At 39.7% G+C, this 14,754-nt stretch carries 12 protein-coding genes; 5 read left to right on the top strand and 7 right to left on the bottom strand.

What is annotated here, in order from left to right; genetic code table 11:
• The coding region (locus K8S13_RS06235; RefSeq protein ID WP_291461279.1) for an SIR2 family protein at positions 1-1,010 on the bottom strand (1,010 nt) is incomplete at its 3' end.
• A 1,058-nt stretch (positions 1,011-2,068) separates the two neighbouring features.
• On the opposite strand from K8S13_RS06235, the gene ileS reads away from it, so the two are divergent.
• Genes ileS through pyk form a run of 5 tightly spaced genes read left to right on the top strand, consistent with a single transcriptional unit; the run spans position 2,069 to position 8,841 of the window.
• Positions 2,069-4,864 carry an isoleucine--tRNA ligase gene (ileS, locus tag K8S13_RS06230; protein ID WP_291461278.1) on the top strand — a complete coding sequence of 932 codons (2,796 nt, stop codon included), beginning with the start codon at positions 2,069-2,071 and terminating at the stop codon, positions 4,862-4,864.
• 56 nt (positions 4,865-4,920) lie between these two features.
• Complete coding sequence (gene lspA, locus K8S13_RS06225) at positions 4,921-5,406, top strand: signal peptidase II (protein ID WP_291461277.1); 486 nt, start codon at positions 4,921-4,923, stop codon at positions 5,404-5,406.
• Positions 5,407-5,416: 10 nt separating this feature from the next.
• Positions 5,417-6,187 carry a prolipoprotein diacylglyceryl transferase gene (gene lgt, locus K8S13_RS06220; RefSeq protein ID WP_291461276.1) on the top strand — a complete coding sequence of 257 codons (771 nt, stop codon included), beginning with the start codon at positions 5,417-5,419 and terminating at the stop codon, positions 6,185-6,187.
• On the top strand, positions 6,174-7,463 hold the full coding sequence (gene holA, locus K8S13_RS06215) for a DNA polymerase III subunit delta (RefSeq protein ID WP_291461275.1): 1,290 nt from the start codon (positions 6,174-6,176) through the stop codon (positions 7,461-7,463). The genes lgt and holA overlap by 14 nt, the downstream gene beginning before the upstream one ends.
• Positions 7,426-8,841 (top strand): pyruvate kinase, encoded by a 1,416-nt coding sequence (gene pyk, locus K8S13_RS06210; RefSeq protein ID WP_291461273.1) that lies wholly within the window; start codon positions 7,426-7,428, stop codon positions 8,839-8,841. Before holA ends, pyk begins: the two co-directional genes overlap by 38 nt.
• 14 nt (positions 8,842-8,855) lie before the next feature.
• Here pyk and lipA read toward each other — a convergent pair whose 3' ends face one another.
• The 6 genes from lipA to K8S13_RS06180 form a co-directional block, all read right to left on the bottom strand.
• The gene (gene lipA, locus K8S13_RS06205) at positions 8,856-9,728 is read right to left on the bottom strand and encodes a lipoyl synthase (RefSeq protein WP_291461271.1); all 873 of its coding nucleotides are present in this window, start codon (positions 9,726-9,728) and stop codon (positions 8,856-8,858) included.
• Positions 9,729-9,758: 30 nt separating this feature from the next.
• On the bottom strand, positions 9,759-10,481 hold the full coding sequence (gene lipB, locus K8S13_RS06200) for a lipoyl(octanoyl) transferase LipB (RefSeq protein WP_291461269.1): 723 nt from the start codon (positions 10,479-10,481) through the stop codon (positions 9,759-9,761).
• Entirely contained in the window at positions 10,466-11,923 is a 1,458-nt protein-coding gene (gene gcvPB, locus K8S13_RS06195) for an aminomethyl-transferring glycine dehydrogenase subunit GcvPB (RefSeq protein WP_291461267.1), read from the bottom strand. The genes lipB and gcvPB overlap by 16 nt, the downstream gene beginning before the upstream one ends.
• Positions 11,923-13,257 (bottom strand): aminomethyl-transferring glycine dehydrogenase subunit GcvPA, encoded by a 1,335-nt coding sequence (gene gcvPA / locus K8S13_RS06190; protein ID WP_291461265.1) that lies wholly within the window; start codon positions 13,255-13,257, stop codon positions 11,923-11,925. Before gcvPA ends, gcvPB begins: the two co-directional genes overlap by 1 nt.
• A gap of 5 nt (positions 13,258-13,262) precedes the next feature.
• On the bottom strand, positions 13,263-13,661 hold the full coding sequence (gcvH, locus tag K8S13_RS06185) for a glycine cleavage system protein GcvH (protein WP_291461264.1): 399 nt from the start codon (positions 13,659-13,661) through the stop codon (positions 13,263-13,265).
• A 22-nt stretch (positions 13,662-13,683) separates the two neighbouring features.
• The coding region (locus K8S13_RS06180; RefSeq protein WP_291461262.1) for an aminomethyl transferase family protein at positions 13,684-14,754 on the bottom strand (1,071 nt) is incomplete at its 5' end.

Here is a 14,754-nt window from a genome sequence, read left to right as displayed (position 1 = left end):
TCCTTGATAATAGGCCCCCAATCTTCAAAATAACCTCGATAAAAAGCCTGAGGTTCTGTGTTCGGAGAGGCTATAGAGCTATGGACATATTCAGACTCATGTTCTAAGAAGGCAATTAAACTTTCAGTAGGTTTTAAATCCTCAATATTAACCTGAAATCTTTCATAAATTGGTTTATCGACTTCAACTCTAAATCGTGAAAGTTTCCTATCATTTTCAGAAATTTGTTGGTCGACCTTTTTAATAAAATTTTCATATCCCATTTTGATTGGAGTTATTTTTCGGGCTTCCCAGTAACGAACTTCTGCTTCTGTTACACCAGGTCTTACAAGATATGATCGAGGTTTCCCATCTTTTAAATTTTCGAGCTCTTTAAGAACTGTCCGAATATTGATATCTTGATTATTATAACCTACAAAAAGAATACAAAAATCGGAGGCTAATTCTTTTAATTTTGAAAATAGTCTTTCTCGATTGTGAAGGTGATCAATATACTGCTCAGTTGATAAAATTAAAGGTAAATTCTCGTCGTTAATATGTGAAATACAACCATGTAACTTATAATAAGGGACTGTATTCTCCGATTTGAAAATTTGTTGCTGAGGTGTGTTCCTATAAACAGCAGATAAATCTTGAATGGCTTTATCATTTTTATAGTAGGATCTTTCTACAATTAAGTCGTAATTTGTTGTAAAGATTGCTTTCCAAGGCAAAGAAGCAAATAAATAATGCGATTCATTTGGAAAAAAATTCTCAAATATTTCAAAAATATAAGATTGGACCTCAAAAAGATTTGCTTCACTGATAGCAAGATCTGCTACGAATGCAAGAGGAGACCCTTTATGTGAACCATTAAGGAATTTGTCAGAGATTTTGTCTGCCAAATCAGGACCTAATGGAGCTTTTCTCTCTTCAGGGTGTTTTGCATTGTAGAGGTAGCCAGAACCAAGAAAGAGAACGATATTTTTTTTTGCGATATTTTCGATAAGAAGTGGAGGTATTTCATTCATTTTAAAACCCTTCCATTTAGATTGTTTAATCTTTCCTTATACATTGAAAACAATTATTGCAAGTTTTTCTTTACCATGCTGAAATGTAGCGTTTAAGAAAAAAACGGCTCAAGTATTATTCTCCCAAATTCAGAACTCCTGACATAAGCATTGACCATTAAAAAAATGTTCAATACTTTTAGGCAGTTGAAAATTACCAATCAGACTGAATACGTATTTTAGAATGCACGCAATTTGCTAACAAAAAGAAAGCTGTTTCAATGTTTATAGGCTTCTCAAGCCCTTTACATAAGGTTTATTTATGTTTTAGCTGCATTCAGATATAACAGATGTCAGGAGTTCTGAAATTAGAATTGTCAGGATACTTTCAATATCAACAATACAATTTCTAATCTTGATTTTGTTTTGTGATATCAGGCAAGCCGAAAAGGAAGGGTTTTAAAAGACCAGACTTCTGGCTATTATCTGGGTCATTCAAGTACCAAAAAATACCCCAGACTATCCTCTGAAGTCCGCATTTTATTTAAAAGCATTCTACCACAACATACAGTTTCCGAATTTCTTTTATTCCCAGCTGCCATAGTAAATTTATCGGAGACTTGCATTAACACAACGTAAATCTTTTATATTAAAAATAATCCTTATGGAAGAAATTTTGAGAATTTAAAAGCTATTTTTTGCCGGATAGAAGCTTTGTTAATTAAATTGATCCTAAATATTATATTCCTGGCATGGTGAATAGTTCAGGTTGGTTCGGCTTTACGGAGCATTTTGGAACATCTTGCTACAGGCTCTGTCCGGCGGAACGTTAAGTGGTGGGAATTGTTTGAACGCAGCGAGTTTTTCCACCACAAGTGAAGTCAGACATAGAGCCTGTCAAAACGTTCCATCCAGCGAAGGAGAGGTGAACCAACCTGAACGGATAGGTGGCTGTGTTTTAAAAAAATACTTGCGATTACCCTGTGATTTTACGCTTATTTCTTGACATTTTACCGGTTTGGCCTTAAAAAGAAAAGTTCAGCTATTGAATATCAACTGATCCGAGTACCGGAGGAATAATGGATTATAAGAAAACTTTGAATTTGCCTTCAACAAAATTTGCCATGAAGGCCAATCTGCCGCAACGCGAACCCCAGCAGTTAAAGGAATGGGAAGAAAAAAAAATCTATGAGAAATTAAGAGAACAATCCAAAGACAGGAAACCTTTTATTCTCCATGACGGCCCTCCGTATGCAAATGGTCATTTGCACATGGGACATGCCATCAATAAAATTTTAAAAGACATTATCATAAGATCCAGACAGATGGCCGGGTTTAATGCCCCATATGTTCCGGGCTGGGATTGTCACGGACTTCCCATTGAACATAATGTGGACAAAAAACTGGGTAAAAAGAAAAAAGAAATGACAAACGTTCAGGTTCGAAAGGCATGCAGATCTTATGCTGCCAAGTTTGTCAAGATTCAAAAAGAGGAGTTTCAACGGTTTGGTGTCATGGGTGAATGGGATGAGCCTTATCTGACAATGAATTACCCCTATGAAGCCAGGATTGCCAAAGAGTGCGGAGAGTTTGCACTTGCAGGAGATATGTTTCTGGGCAAAAAACCCATTTACTGGTGTTGCAGCTGCCAGACCGCCCTGGCAGAGGCCGAAATTGAATATCATGATCATACTTCTCCATCCATTTTTGTTAAATTTCCGGTTAAAGATGATCTGTCCGATATTCTGCCGGATGTTGCAGAAGATATTTTTGTTGTGATCTGGACCACAACTCCCTGGACTATCCCGGCAAATTTAGGTATCTGTCTTCACCCGGATTTTGTTTATGTGGCAGTTAAAACGCAACATCAAGGCGTCTTGATTGTTGCCAAAGATCTGGCAGACCAAGTGATGAAAGAGTTTGGAATTGAAAATTATACAATTATCAAAGAATTTTCATCAAGGGATCTTGAAAATAAAAAATGTAAACACCCGATCTATGACAGGGATTCTTTGATTATTTTAGGAGACCATGTCACACTTGAAGCCGGTACCGGATGTGTTCATACAGCACCCGGGCATGGTACGGATGACCATATTGTGGGTGAAAAGTACGGCCTGGAATGTTATTCACCACTTGAAGATAATGGTGTGTTTTCAAAGGATGTAGAGTTCTTTGGCGGTGAATTTATTTTTAAGGCCAATAAAAGTATTAATGAGAAGCTGGAAAGTTTAAATCTTTTATTAAAAAATGAAAACCTGTCCCACTCTTATCCCCATTGCTGGCGGTGTAAAAAACCGGTTATATACAGGGCAACGCCCCAATGGTTTATCTCCATGGACAAAGAGGGACTCCGGCAAAAAAGCCTTGATGAAATTAATAATGTCCAGTGGATTCCGTCATGGGGGCAAGAAAGAATTTACGCTATGATAGAAAACCGCCCTGACTGGTGTCTGTCAAGGCAACGTTCCTGGGGTGTTCCCATTCCTGTTTTTCATTGCAAAGAGTGTAAGGAGGTCTATGTCACACGGGAATCTGTTGACAAAATTCATGAATTGTTTTTTGAGCATTCCTCTGATATCTGGTTTGACAAAGATGCAGCATTCCTGATGCCCAAAGGCGCCAAATGTGAGAAATGCGGATCAACCGATTTTACAAAGGACCATAATATCCTTGATGTATGGTTTGATTCAGGTGTGAGTCATGCAGCGGTTCTGGATGAAAGAGAAGGCCTTTTCCGGCCTGCAGACCTTTACCTTGAGGGCAGTGACCAGCACAGGGGATGGTTCCACTCATCCTTGTTGACGGGTGTCGGAAGAACAGGAAGCGCTCCATATAAAGCCGTTCTCACCCACGGGTTTGTTGTGGATGAAAACGGAAGGAAAATGTCAAAATCTGTGGGAAATGTTGTGGCACCCGAATCTGTGATTAAACAGTATGGCGCCGATGTCTTAAGGCTTTGGGCAGCTTCGGCTGACTATAAGGGTGATATCAGCATCTCCAATAATATTATTAAACAATTGTCGGATGCATACCGGCGTATCAGAAATACCTGCAGGTTTATGCTGGGCAATTTTTCAGATTTTGATGTTACAAAGGATCTAAGATCCATCAAAGAGATGTCCGAGCTTGACAGGTTCATCCTTCACAGGCTTCATCATGTGGTAAATCGCTCACTGACTTCCTACGACAAATATGAATTTCATACTATTTATCATACGTTGCATAATTTTTGTGTTGTGGATCTGTCCTCTTTTTATCTGGATATTATCAAGGACAGACTCTATACATCTCCTGCTACAGATCCATTGCGCCGGGATGCCCAGACAGTCATGTTTACCATTCTGGATGCTGTTGTAAAGATCATGGCGCCGATTCTGCCGTTTACAGCAGATGAAATTTATCGTCATATGCCCGAAAATTCAAATCAAAAAGAGAGCATTCATCTTGATTCCATGGTTGAGCTGAACGATGAATGGGAAGACAAAGATCTGGCTGAAAAATGGGAGAATATCAGAAGCCTTAGGGGTGAAGTTACAAAAGCCCTGGAAGAAGCAAGGATTGAAAAATTGATCGGTCATCCTTTGGATGCAGCCCTTGAAATCAAACTGCCGGATACCCAACTTAAAGCCCAGGTTCAGAATTTAAGTGAAAATATCAATGATATCTTTATTGTATCAAGTGTTGTGATTGTGGATACACTTGATGATACAGCTTATCAGGGCAAAGAGATTGAAGGACTTGCTATAAAAGTACATAAAGCTATAGGTGAGAAGTGTGAAAGATGCTGGCGGTTTGATACCACCATTGGTTATGATGCCGAGCATCCGACAACCTGTAAACGGTGTGCAAATGCTTTAAAAAAGATATTGTAACCTAAAGGTCACACGTAACCTGAAGGTCACACGTAACCATAAAGGTCACACGTAAATTGAAAAAAATATGGCTTAGATTAATTCTGGTCAGCGGATGCGTCATTCTCGCTGACCAGATCACCAAATATATTATCAAAATAAATTTGGCATTATATGATAATATTATTGTGATAGAAAAATTTTTTAATATTACTCATATCCTTAATCCGGGTGGTGCTTTTGGCTTTTTTGCTTCAGGGTCCCTTGAACTCAGAAGATTTATTTTTCTATTCATGTCATCTGTGGTTGCCCTTTTTGTTTTGTGGTTTTACAAAAGATGCGCTGCAGACTTTATCGTTCTCTCCTATGGACTGGCCTTGATTTTTGGTGGTGCCATGGGAAACCTGATTGACAGATTCAGATATGGCAAGGTTGTGGATTTTCTTGATTTTTATATAGGTTCTGCCCATTGGCCGGCATTCAATGTCGCTGACAGTGCTATCAGCATTGGAATGGGCATATTGATCTTTCATATTTTGTTTAAGAAAATTCCTGAATTTTAAATAGGAGCATATGTATCCTATACTCTTACATATCGGCAGTTTTAATCTTTACACCTATGGCCTTTTTGTTGCCTTGGGATTTATGACGGCAATCTGGGTTTCTAATATAATGGCAAAATCCCATGGTATACCCCCCGAGACCATTACAGATATCTTTTTTGTCATATTGCTGTCAGCCCTTTTAGGCGCACGACTTTTATATGTATTGATCAATTTTGACGGCTTTAAAAATAATCTGCTGGACATTTTTAAGATCTGGAACGGGGGGCTGGTTTTTTTCGGTGGATTTATTGCTGCTGTTTTATCTACGGCTATTTACCTGAAATTGAAAAACCTCAATATCTGGAAAACCGCTGATATTCTGGCCCCCGGCGTTGCCTTAGGTCATGCTGTGGGAAGAATCGGCTGTTTTTTTGCTGGCTGCTGTTATGGAAAAGAATGTGACTTGCCCATTGCAGTAAAGTTTACTCACCCTGAAACCCTGGCACCCATAGGGGTTTATCTGCATCCGACTCAGATTTATTCGGTATTTTCCAACCTGGTTCTATTTTTTATTCTCTTATGGATTCAAAAAAGAAAGAGCTTTAATGGCATGGTCTTTTTAAGCTATATCATGCTCTATTCATTGTTCAGATCTATTATTGAATTTTTCCGGGGAGATTTCCGGGGAGATTTCTTTTTTGAGTTTATCTCCCTGTCACAGGGAATCGGGATGATGGTTTCTCTGATTGCCTTTATCCTTTTAATCAAATTTTCAAGACCTTTCTATGGCAAAAAATAACGTTAAATATAATCAATTAAACTCATTTCTAAAATCTGTTCAAAAAAATGATATTCCGGGTTTGATCCTGATTTTTGGTGAGTCGTATCTGTTAAAACATGCTTTTAAAACCATATCTTCCTTTTTGCTTGGAAACGATAATAATAAACAATTTGCCCTTGATACCCTTGAAGGCGGTTCTGTTTCCATGGGAGATATCATTGAACAGGTCTCCACCTTTTCATTCCTTGTTTCCAAAAAAATTGTGGCAGTTAAAAATGCCCCTTTGTTCCAAACACAGCAGGGCAGTCAGGAAATCAGTTTTTCACAATCAGATTTTGACCATCTCATTGATTTTATAGAAAAAGGTATTCCGCCAAATCATTCTCTTATCTTCACAACAAATCTAATCGATAAAAGAAAAAAAATATACAAGGCCATAGCAAACAAAGGATTAATCATAGACTGCTCTGTTGCCACAGGGGCAAGAAAAGCAGATCTGGATGAACAAAGAGCCGTATTGCAGAGCCTTGCGGGTAAGATCCTGTCAAACTCTAAAAAAAAAATAGATAATCAGGCCTTTCATGCCCTGGTGGATTTGACAGGATTTAATCTTCACCTTTTTTCGCAGAATATAGAAAAGCTTATTGCTTATTGCGGAAAAAATGAGCTAATTTCAATAGCAGATGTAAAAACTGTTATTGTAAGGGATAAAAAAGATCCCATTTTTAACTTAACCAATGCCTTTATGGCCAAAGACGTTAAAAACGCTCTTTTTTATTTAAATTCACTTTTCACCGAAGGGTTTCATCCCCTTCAGATATTAAAATCATTTGAAAATCAAATTCGAAAACTGATCCTGGTAAAATGTTTTACCGAACAATTTTATCAAAATAATACCCATATCAGTCTGAAAAGAATCAGCTTCAATTTATTCAAGCAATCTGTACTCCCAAAGATCATTGATCATGATGAACAGACAAAAACAGATAGTCAAGGACAGGATGAATATCTATCAAAGAAAAGTTCAAAGAAAAAAATAAACAAGTCAAATGACCTTCTCCTTGCACCCAATCCTAAAAATGCATATCCTGTATTTCAGATATTTCAAAAATCTGAAAATTTTTCATTAAATGAGCTGAGTCAATCATTAATTTTTCTAAGCGATCTGGATTACAGGCTAAAGTCTTCATCTTTTGATGCAAAGACGGTCATAGAAAATTTTATCATCAATACCTGTAGTAAAGGAGGGTTTGTGTATGCCGAGAAAAACAAAAATCGTCGCCACTATTTCTAGTTTAAACTGTTCTTCTGAATTTATCGGAAGACTTTATAAGGCAGGTATGAATGTTGTCCGGCTGAACACTGCCCACATGACACATGATGATGCCCGGCAGGTGATCGAAAATACAAGGCAGGTGTCTGATAAAATAGGGATTCTCCTGGACACCAAAGGTCCTGAGATCAGAACCTGTGATAATGATGAACCCCTGTCAGTAAAATATGGGGATACCATAAAATTCAAAGGGGCTCCGGAAGAAAAATCTCAGGGTGATGTTATTTGTGTCTCTTATGAGCATTTTGTCAGAGATGTTCCGGTTGGCAGTTCCATATTGATTGATGACGGTTATATTGCCCTTGCTGTCATGGAAAAAGATGATGAGTATTTAAGCTGCTACGTAGAAAACGATGGGATTATTAATGCCAGAAAAAGTATTAATATCCCTTCTGTTCACGTAACACTTCCTGCTTTGAGTAAAAAAGACAAAGGGTTTATTGAGTTTGCTGCAGACAATAACCTGGATTTTATTGCCCATTCTTTTGTAAGAAACGAAAATGATGTTAAAGCTGTTCAAAAGATATTGGATAAAAAAAAATCTTCCATAAAAATCATTGCAAAAATTGAAAATTCCCAAGGGGTTGAAAATTTGTATAAAATTCTTGATTATGCCTATGGGGTAATGATTGCAAGAGGCGATCTATCAGTTGAAATTCCCACAGAACAGATCCCATTGATCCAAAAACAGATTGTTCAGACCTGTATTGAAAAAAGAAAACCGGTCATTGTTGCCACCCAGATGCTGCATTCTATGATAAAATCACCAAGGCCGACCAGGGCAGAGGTGTCAGATGTCGCCAATGCCTGTCTGGATCATACAGATGCTCTTATGCTTTCCGGGGAAACAGCTAATGGAAAATATCCTGAGATGGCTGTCAGAATCATGTCAAAGATTGCCAAGGAAGTTGAAATAAAGAGGAGCAGTTTCATTAATGTTCCTTACTCTCGTGAAAATAAAATTACAGCCTATCTTGCCAAGGCAGCAGTTAAAGCCTCCTTAAGACTGAAAACCAAGGCCATTGTGGCTGATTCTCTAACAGGCAAATCAATTCTCGCCCTGGCAGCTTACAGGGGAGACAATCCCATATATGCCCAGGTATATGAAAAAGGTGTGGTGCGGCAATTATCCCTGACATATGGGGTGTTTGCAGACTATATTCCAATGGATATCACCGGTACGGAACCCTTAAATCAACCCATATGCCGGTTGTTAGATGATAAACAATTTAAAGAGGACGATGTGATTATTATTCTTGCAGGCAGCTTTGGCATTAAGCAGGGTGCGTCTTATATTGAAATCAGCACGGCAGGTAATTTTAAAGAAAAATGTAATTAGAACCTGACCAGATATCAGGAGTCAAATAGTTCCTGGGCATTATAGGAACTTCGAACAAAAGGCCCGGCAGCCACTTTTTGGAATCCGATATGTCTGGCTTTTCTTTCAAGCTGCTTAAACTCTACGGGAGAATAATATTTTTCAACTTTAAGATGGGCTTTTGTGGGCTGAAGATATTGACCAAGGGTGATGATATCACAACCATGATTGTATAAATCCGTCAGGGTCTGTTCAAGTTCTTCCACGGTTTCACCTAATCCCACCATGATACCCGATTTGACCGGCATTGAGGAGTCAATTGTATTTACAATCTGTAGAAGATCAAGAGATTGCTGATAGTTGGCTTCGGGTCGGGCTATTGGGTAAAGCGATGGAACCGTCTCAATATTATGGTTTAATACATCCGGGTTTGCAGATACAACTATCTTTAGCGCCTCGATATTCCCCTGAAAATCAGGAATCAAGACCTCGACTTTCGGATTATCCGGAAGCGTGGCCTTAATGGCTTTAATGGTCCCTGCAAAATGGGAAGCACCGCCATCTTCAAGATCATCTCTTGTAACGGAGGTCACCACAACATATTTTAGCTTTAAATTAAGAGCTGCTTTGGCAAGTCTCATGGGTTCATCAGGATCAACCGGTAAGGGACTGCCGCAAGCAATATTGCAAAACCTGCAGTTTCGTGTACACTCAGATCCTAAAATCATAAAGGTAGCTGTATTTTTGGAAAAACATTCAAACATATTCGGGCAATTGGCTTCCTGGCAGACCGTGTGCAGCCCGGCATTTGAAAGAAGGCTTCTCACCCGTTGATAATCTCCACCCTTGGGAAGGCTTTTTTTAAGCCATGGGGGCTTGCCTGGTTTTCTTTTTTTTTTAAGTTTCATTGTGCCTTCTTTTTTACAATTAGCCTGCAATCAATTTTTAATCGAATAATTAAATACAGATGAAAAATGATTTATAAAGGCATCTTTTATCCGGTCCATAGCCAGGTCATAATCGGGTAGATCATTATCAGACTGGTCATAATTATTTATATTGGATTTTTTTAATTCATTTTCAACGGAGGTTATGGATATATCGGTAAGTCCACAGGGATTGATCCATGAAAAGGGTTCAAGATCAGGATGAATATTCATGGCCAGGCCATGAAATGATATCCCTCGTTTGATTGATATCCCGACGCTTCCGATTTTTGAATTGCCAACCCAGATGCCATGATTTTTTGGGTTTCTGTCCGCGTCAATTTTAAAATCCATGGCAGTTCGTTTCATAATTTCTTCAAGACCATTGACAAAATCCTTTACACCGATTTTATTTTTTGCAAGATCAACAATAGGGTACATGACTGCCTGGCCAGGACAATGATAAGTAATATCACCGCCGCGATTCGTTTGAACAAGATCAATCTTTTTTAAACTTAAAAATTTTTTAGAAACCCCTAAATTTTCTTCTCCCCCTCTTTTTCCCAGGGTGAAAACAGATGGGTGCTCAACAAAGAGAATTCGGTCTTCAAGAATGGTTTGATCAATTTTTGATTGCAGGGTTTGGATCTGAAGGTCAAGCGCTCTTTTGTATTCTAAAAGACCCAGGTCTATAAATACAGCAGAGCGCTTAGGTCTGTTTAACCTCTGAGGCATGGTTTTCTTGCCGCAGTGACTTCATCAAGCCGTGTGACCTTTGTCAGAAGCGGTGCTTTTTTAAGCTTTTCAGGATCTTCCCCGGCTTCTTTTGCAATGGCCTTTACCGCATCAATGAATTGATCAATATCTTCTTTTGATTCTGTTTCAGTGGGTTCTACCATAAATGCGCCTTCTACAACCAGAGGGAAGTAGACTGTGGGAGGATGAAAACCATAGTCCAGAAGTCTTTTGGCCATATCCATTGTGGTAATGTGATGCTCTTTTTGGAATTCATCATTGAATACACATTCATGCATGCATGGCAGGTCATAGGGAAGATTAAGCGTACCTTTCAGGCTTTCCTTAACATAATTGGCATTGAGGACAGCAAGTTTACTGGCCTCAGAAAGTCCTTTAGCACCCATGGAAAGGATGTAGGAATAGGCTTTGATCATGACGCCGAAATGTCCGTAAAAGGTGTGAAGCCTGCCAATAGTATCCGGACAATCCGTAACAAACTTATAGGAATCCAATTCTTTTAAAATCCGTGGTATGGGTAAAAAGGGTTCAAGTGTTTTAACAACCGCAACCGGTCCTGATCCGGGTCCACCACCGCCATGGGGAGTAGAAAAGGTTTTATGGAGATTTAAATGAAGAACATCAATTCCGAGTTCTCCGGGTTTGACAACGCCCATAATGGCATTCATATTGGCGCCGTCACCATAGACAAGCCCTCCTTTTGAATGGACAATATCTGCAATTTGCCTGATATTGGATTCAAAAAGCCCCAAAGTATTGGGATTGGTCACCATGATTCCGGCGGTATCTTCATCCATGACGGCTGCAACAGCACCCGGATCAAGGATGCCGTTTTCTCCGGATTTGATATTGACGGATTCATACCCGCAAAGGGTTGCACTGGCTGGATTTGTGCCGTGTGCTGTATCCGGGATAATAATTTTGGAGCGCTGTTTTCCTGATTTTGCATGATAAGCATAAATCATGAGCATACCGGCAAGTTCGCCGTGGGCTCCGGCAGCCGGTTGAAGGGTAACTGCATCAAACCCTGTTATTGCTGCAAGATATTGCTCAAGGTTGAACATCAGTTTTAATGCCCCCTGAGAAAACTCATCCCCTGCAAAGGGGTGAGCTGCGGCAAATCCCTGGCGGGCCGCCTGTACTTCATTTGTTTTAGGGTTATATTTCATGGTGCAGGAACCCAATGGGTACATGCCTGAATCAACACCAAAATTCCATTGAGAGAGTCGTGTGTAATGCCGTGCCACATCCAGCTCGGAAAGCTGTGGAAGTTCAGGTGCATCACCTGTAAGGCTCGCATCAAGTTCTGTTCTGTCGACATCCTGCCCTGGCAGGGACATGGCACAACGTCCTTTGCGACTTTTATCCCAAAGATTGGGTTCATTGAAAATAAGACCGCTTGTTCCAGGTTGCTGATTCATTATTGCACCTCCTTTGCCAATTGATCAATATCGTTTTTTGAGAGTGTTTCAGTTGCACAGAACAAATAATGCTGTTTGAGTTCAGGATAAAACGGTTCAAGCTTCATTCCCGCAAAAGTGTACTTATCATTCACAAGGGCAGCTCTTTTCTGCTCAAACCCAGCAGGTGCTTTTAAAACAAATTCGTTGAAAAAAGACGTGTCAAATGCAGATTCAAAGCCTGCCTTTTCAAGGCTTGTTTTCAGGTATACGGCTTTGTCATGATTTTGCTGTGCAATTTCCCTTATACCGATTTTACCCACTGTGGCCAGGTAAATAGCGGCTGTCATAGCGTTGAGGCCGTTATTAGAGCAAATATTGGAAGAGGCTTTTTCTCGCCTGATGTGCTGTTCTCTTGTGGCAAGAGTCAATACGTAACCGTTATCACCATTTGTATCACTGGTTTTTCCGATCAAACGACCGGGAAGGTTCCTCATCTGTTTTTTGGTCCCGGCAAGCAATCCCAGGCCCGGGCCACCAAAAGATTTGGGGATACCAAGGCTCTGGCCTTCACCTGCAACCAGATCTGCACCAAAACTGCCTGGATTTTTCAAAAGACCAAAAGCAAGCGCTTCGGTAAAAGAGGCAATAAACAATATTTTTTTAGTGTCAGCCATGTCTTTAAAGGCTTTTAAATCCTCGATATTACCGAAAAAATTTGGCGATTGGACGGCAATCCCTGCAATATCGTCCATACCCTCGAGGGCCGCCAGGTCGGTGAGTCCCTCTTTTGTGTAAGGGATCTCAATGATTTCATATCCTGCAGGATTGATATAAGTATGAATGATCTGTCTGTGGCTTGGATGGACAAGAGAGGAAACTGCAATCTTATTTGCTTTTCTGTTTTTTCTTAAAGCAATCAAAGCCGCTTCTGCAAGGGCAGTTCCACAATCATAATGGGATGCTGTGGCAACATCCATTCCCAATAATTCAGTTATCATGGTCTGGAACTCATAGATACCCTGCAAGGTTCCCTGGCTGACTTCAGGCTGATAGGGTGTATAGGCTGTCATAAATTCAGATCTTGAAATCAGATAGGGGATAATAGCAGGAATATAGTGGTCATAACTGCCCCCACCAATAAAGCATTTATATTCTTTACAGGCAATATTGGAAGAAGCAAGCTCTTCCATGTGGGCATTAAGCTCCCATTCCGACAAAGCGTTAGGGATATCGATACTCTCTTTTGTTTTCAGATCATCGGGTATGCAGTTAAACAGGTCATCAAGACTGGATTGTCCTGTAACCTTGAGCATAGCTTCAATATCTTCTTTGGTATGTGGAAGATAGCGCATCGCGTTTATCCTTTCAGCATGTCAAGGTATGCTGGTTTGTCCATAAGGTTATCCAGTTGGGCAACATCATCCGGTTTTACTTTGATGATCCACCCGTTGTCATAACAGGACTCATTCACAAGCTCGGGGGCATCCTCAAGTGCTTCATTAATTTTTACAATCTCTCCTGATATGGGAATATACATTTCTGAAACCGCCTTTACCGATTCCACACTTCCAAATTCATCCCCCTCAGAGAAGGTATCGCCGATTTCAGGAAGTTCGACAAAAACAATTTCTCCCAGTTGATCCTGGGCATAATCGTTAATTCCAATTGTTACGATATCACTGTCGTGTTTTGCCCACTCATGATCTTTTGTGTATTTCACATCATCCGGCAAGTTAAGATCACTAATTTCTTTCATAAAAACCTCCAATTAGTAAGTATTAAATAAAATTATCCAGTTTTTTCCTTGCAGTTCTGTCAGGCCTGATATCATTCACAATGGTTGCAGTAATCGCTCTTTTGCCTTCTTTAAGTGTCAATTTAATACCGGGTTCCAGCTTTCTTGAAACCATGACAAAACCACAGCTAATGCCTTTTATTTTTAAATCATCAGGAAGATTTGCTGAGCAGATGCTCACGATACTCCCTTCATGCCAGGTGATACCCATATCCGTGGCACAGGTGAGCACTTTACCAATCGGTTTTCCTGTTTTGTCTGTTACATGGGTATTCTCTCCCGGGGCAACCTTTCTTAAAGAGTCTGAGACAAACGGATAGGTAAATGAATCGCTTTCTTTTGAAGAAAGTGCATCTGCTCCAAGAAAATCCTTTGTAAAAGACGTTTTGTCTTTATTATAGGGAAGTGCAAAATCCCATGGGTGATTCGTAAATTTCCAGCTTCCAATGTCCTGATGAGATAAGGGCAGACATGCACCGGCTCTGAGAGAATCCCTGGAACCCAAACCACAGGCAGTAATGCCGAACTTTTCTCCTGCGGATAAAATATTTTTCCAGAGCGAAACTATGGCATCAAGGCCGAGGAATAGCTCAAATCCAAATTCACCGGTATATCCTGATCTTGATAATAATACAGGAGTTCCGTCCAGTAATTTTACTTCAGATTCACCCAAAGAAAATTTATCTTGGACAGATTCATTAAAATTGCCTTTAAATGAGAAGTAGGGCATTTTATTAAAAACCGTATCAGGATTCTGAATGAGCTCTGAAAGAATCCGGGCGGAATTGATGCCCTGTATATCCATCTTTGCAATTTTTTCAGATAAATCTTCAATGGTCACATCCAGACTCTTTTTGTTTGCATCAAGGTGCAGAGCAATGGCTGTACCCATGCCTGCATTGACGCAGATCATAAAAAAAGTATCTGAGAATTTATAAACAATGGCATCATCGATACAATGGCCTTGCCCATTTAAAAAGGCTCCGTATACACAACGACCTTGTTTAAGTGTGGCAATGTCCCTTGTAAAACAATAATTGATCAGTTCAAATGC

This window comes from Desulfobacula sp. (assembly GCF_021107415.1).
Note: the sequence above shows the minus strand (reverse complement) of the source record. Positions and strands in the feature narration are given on the sequence as shown.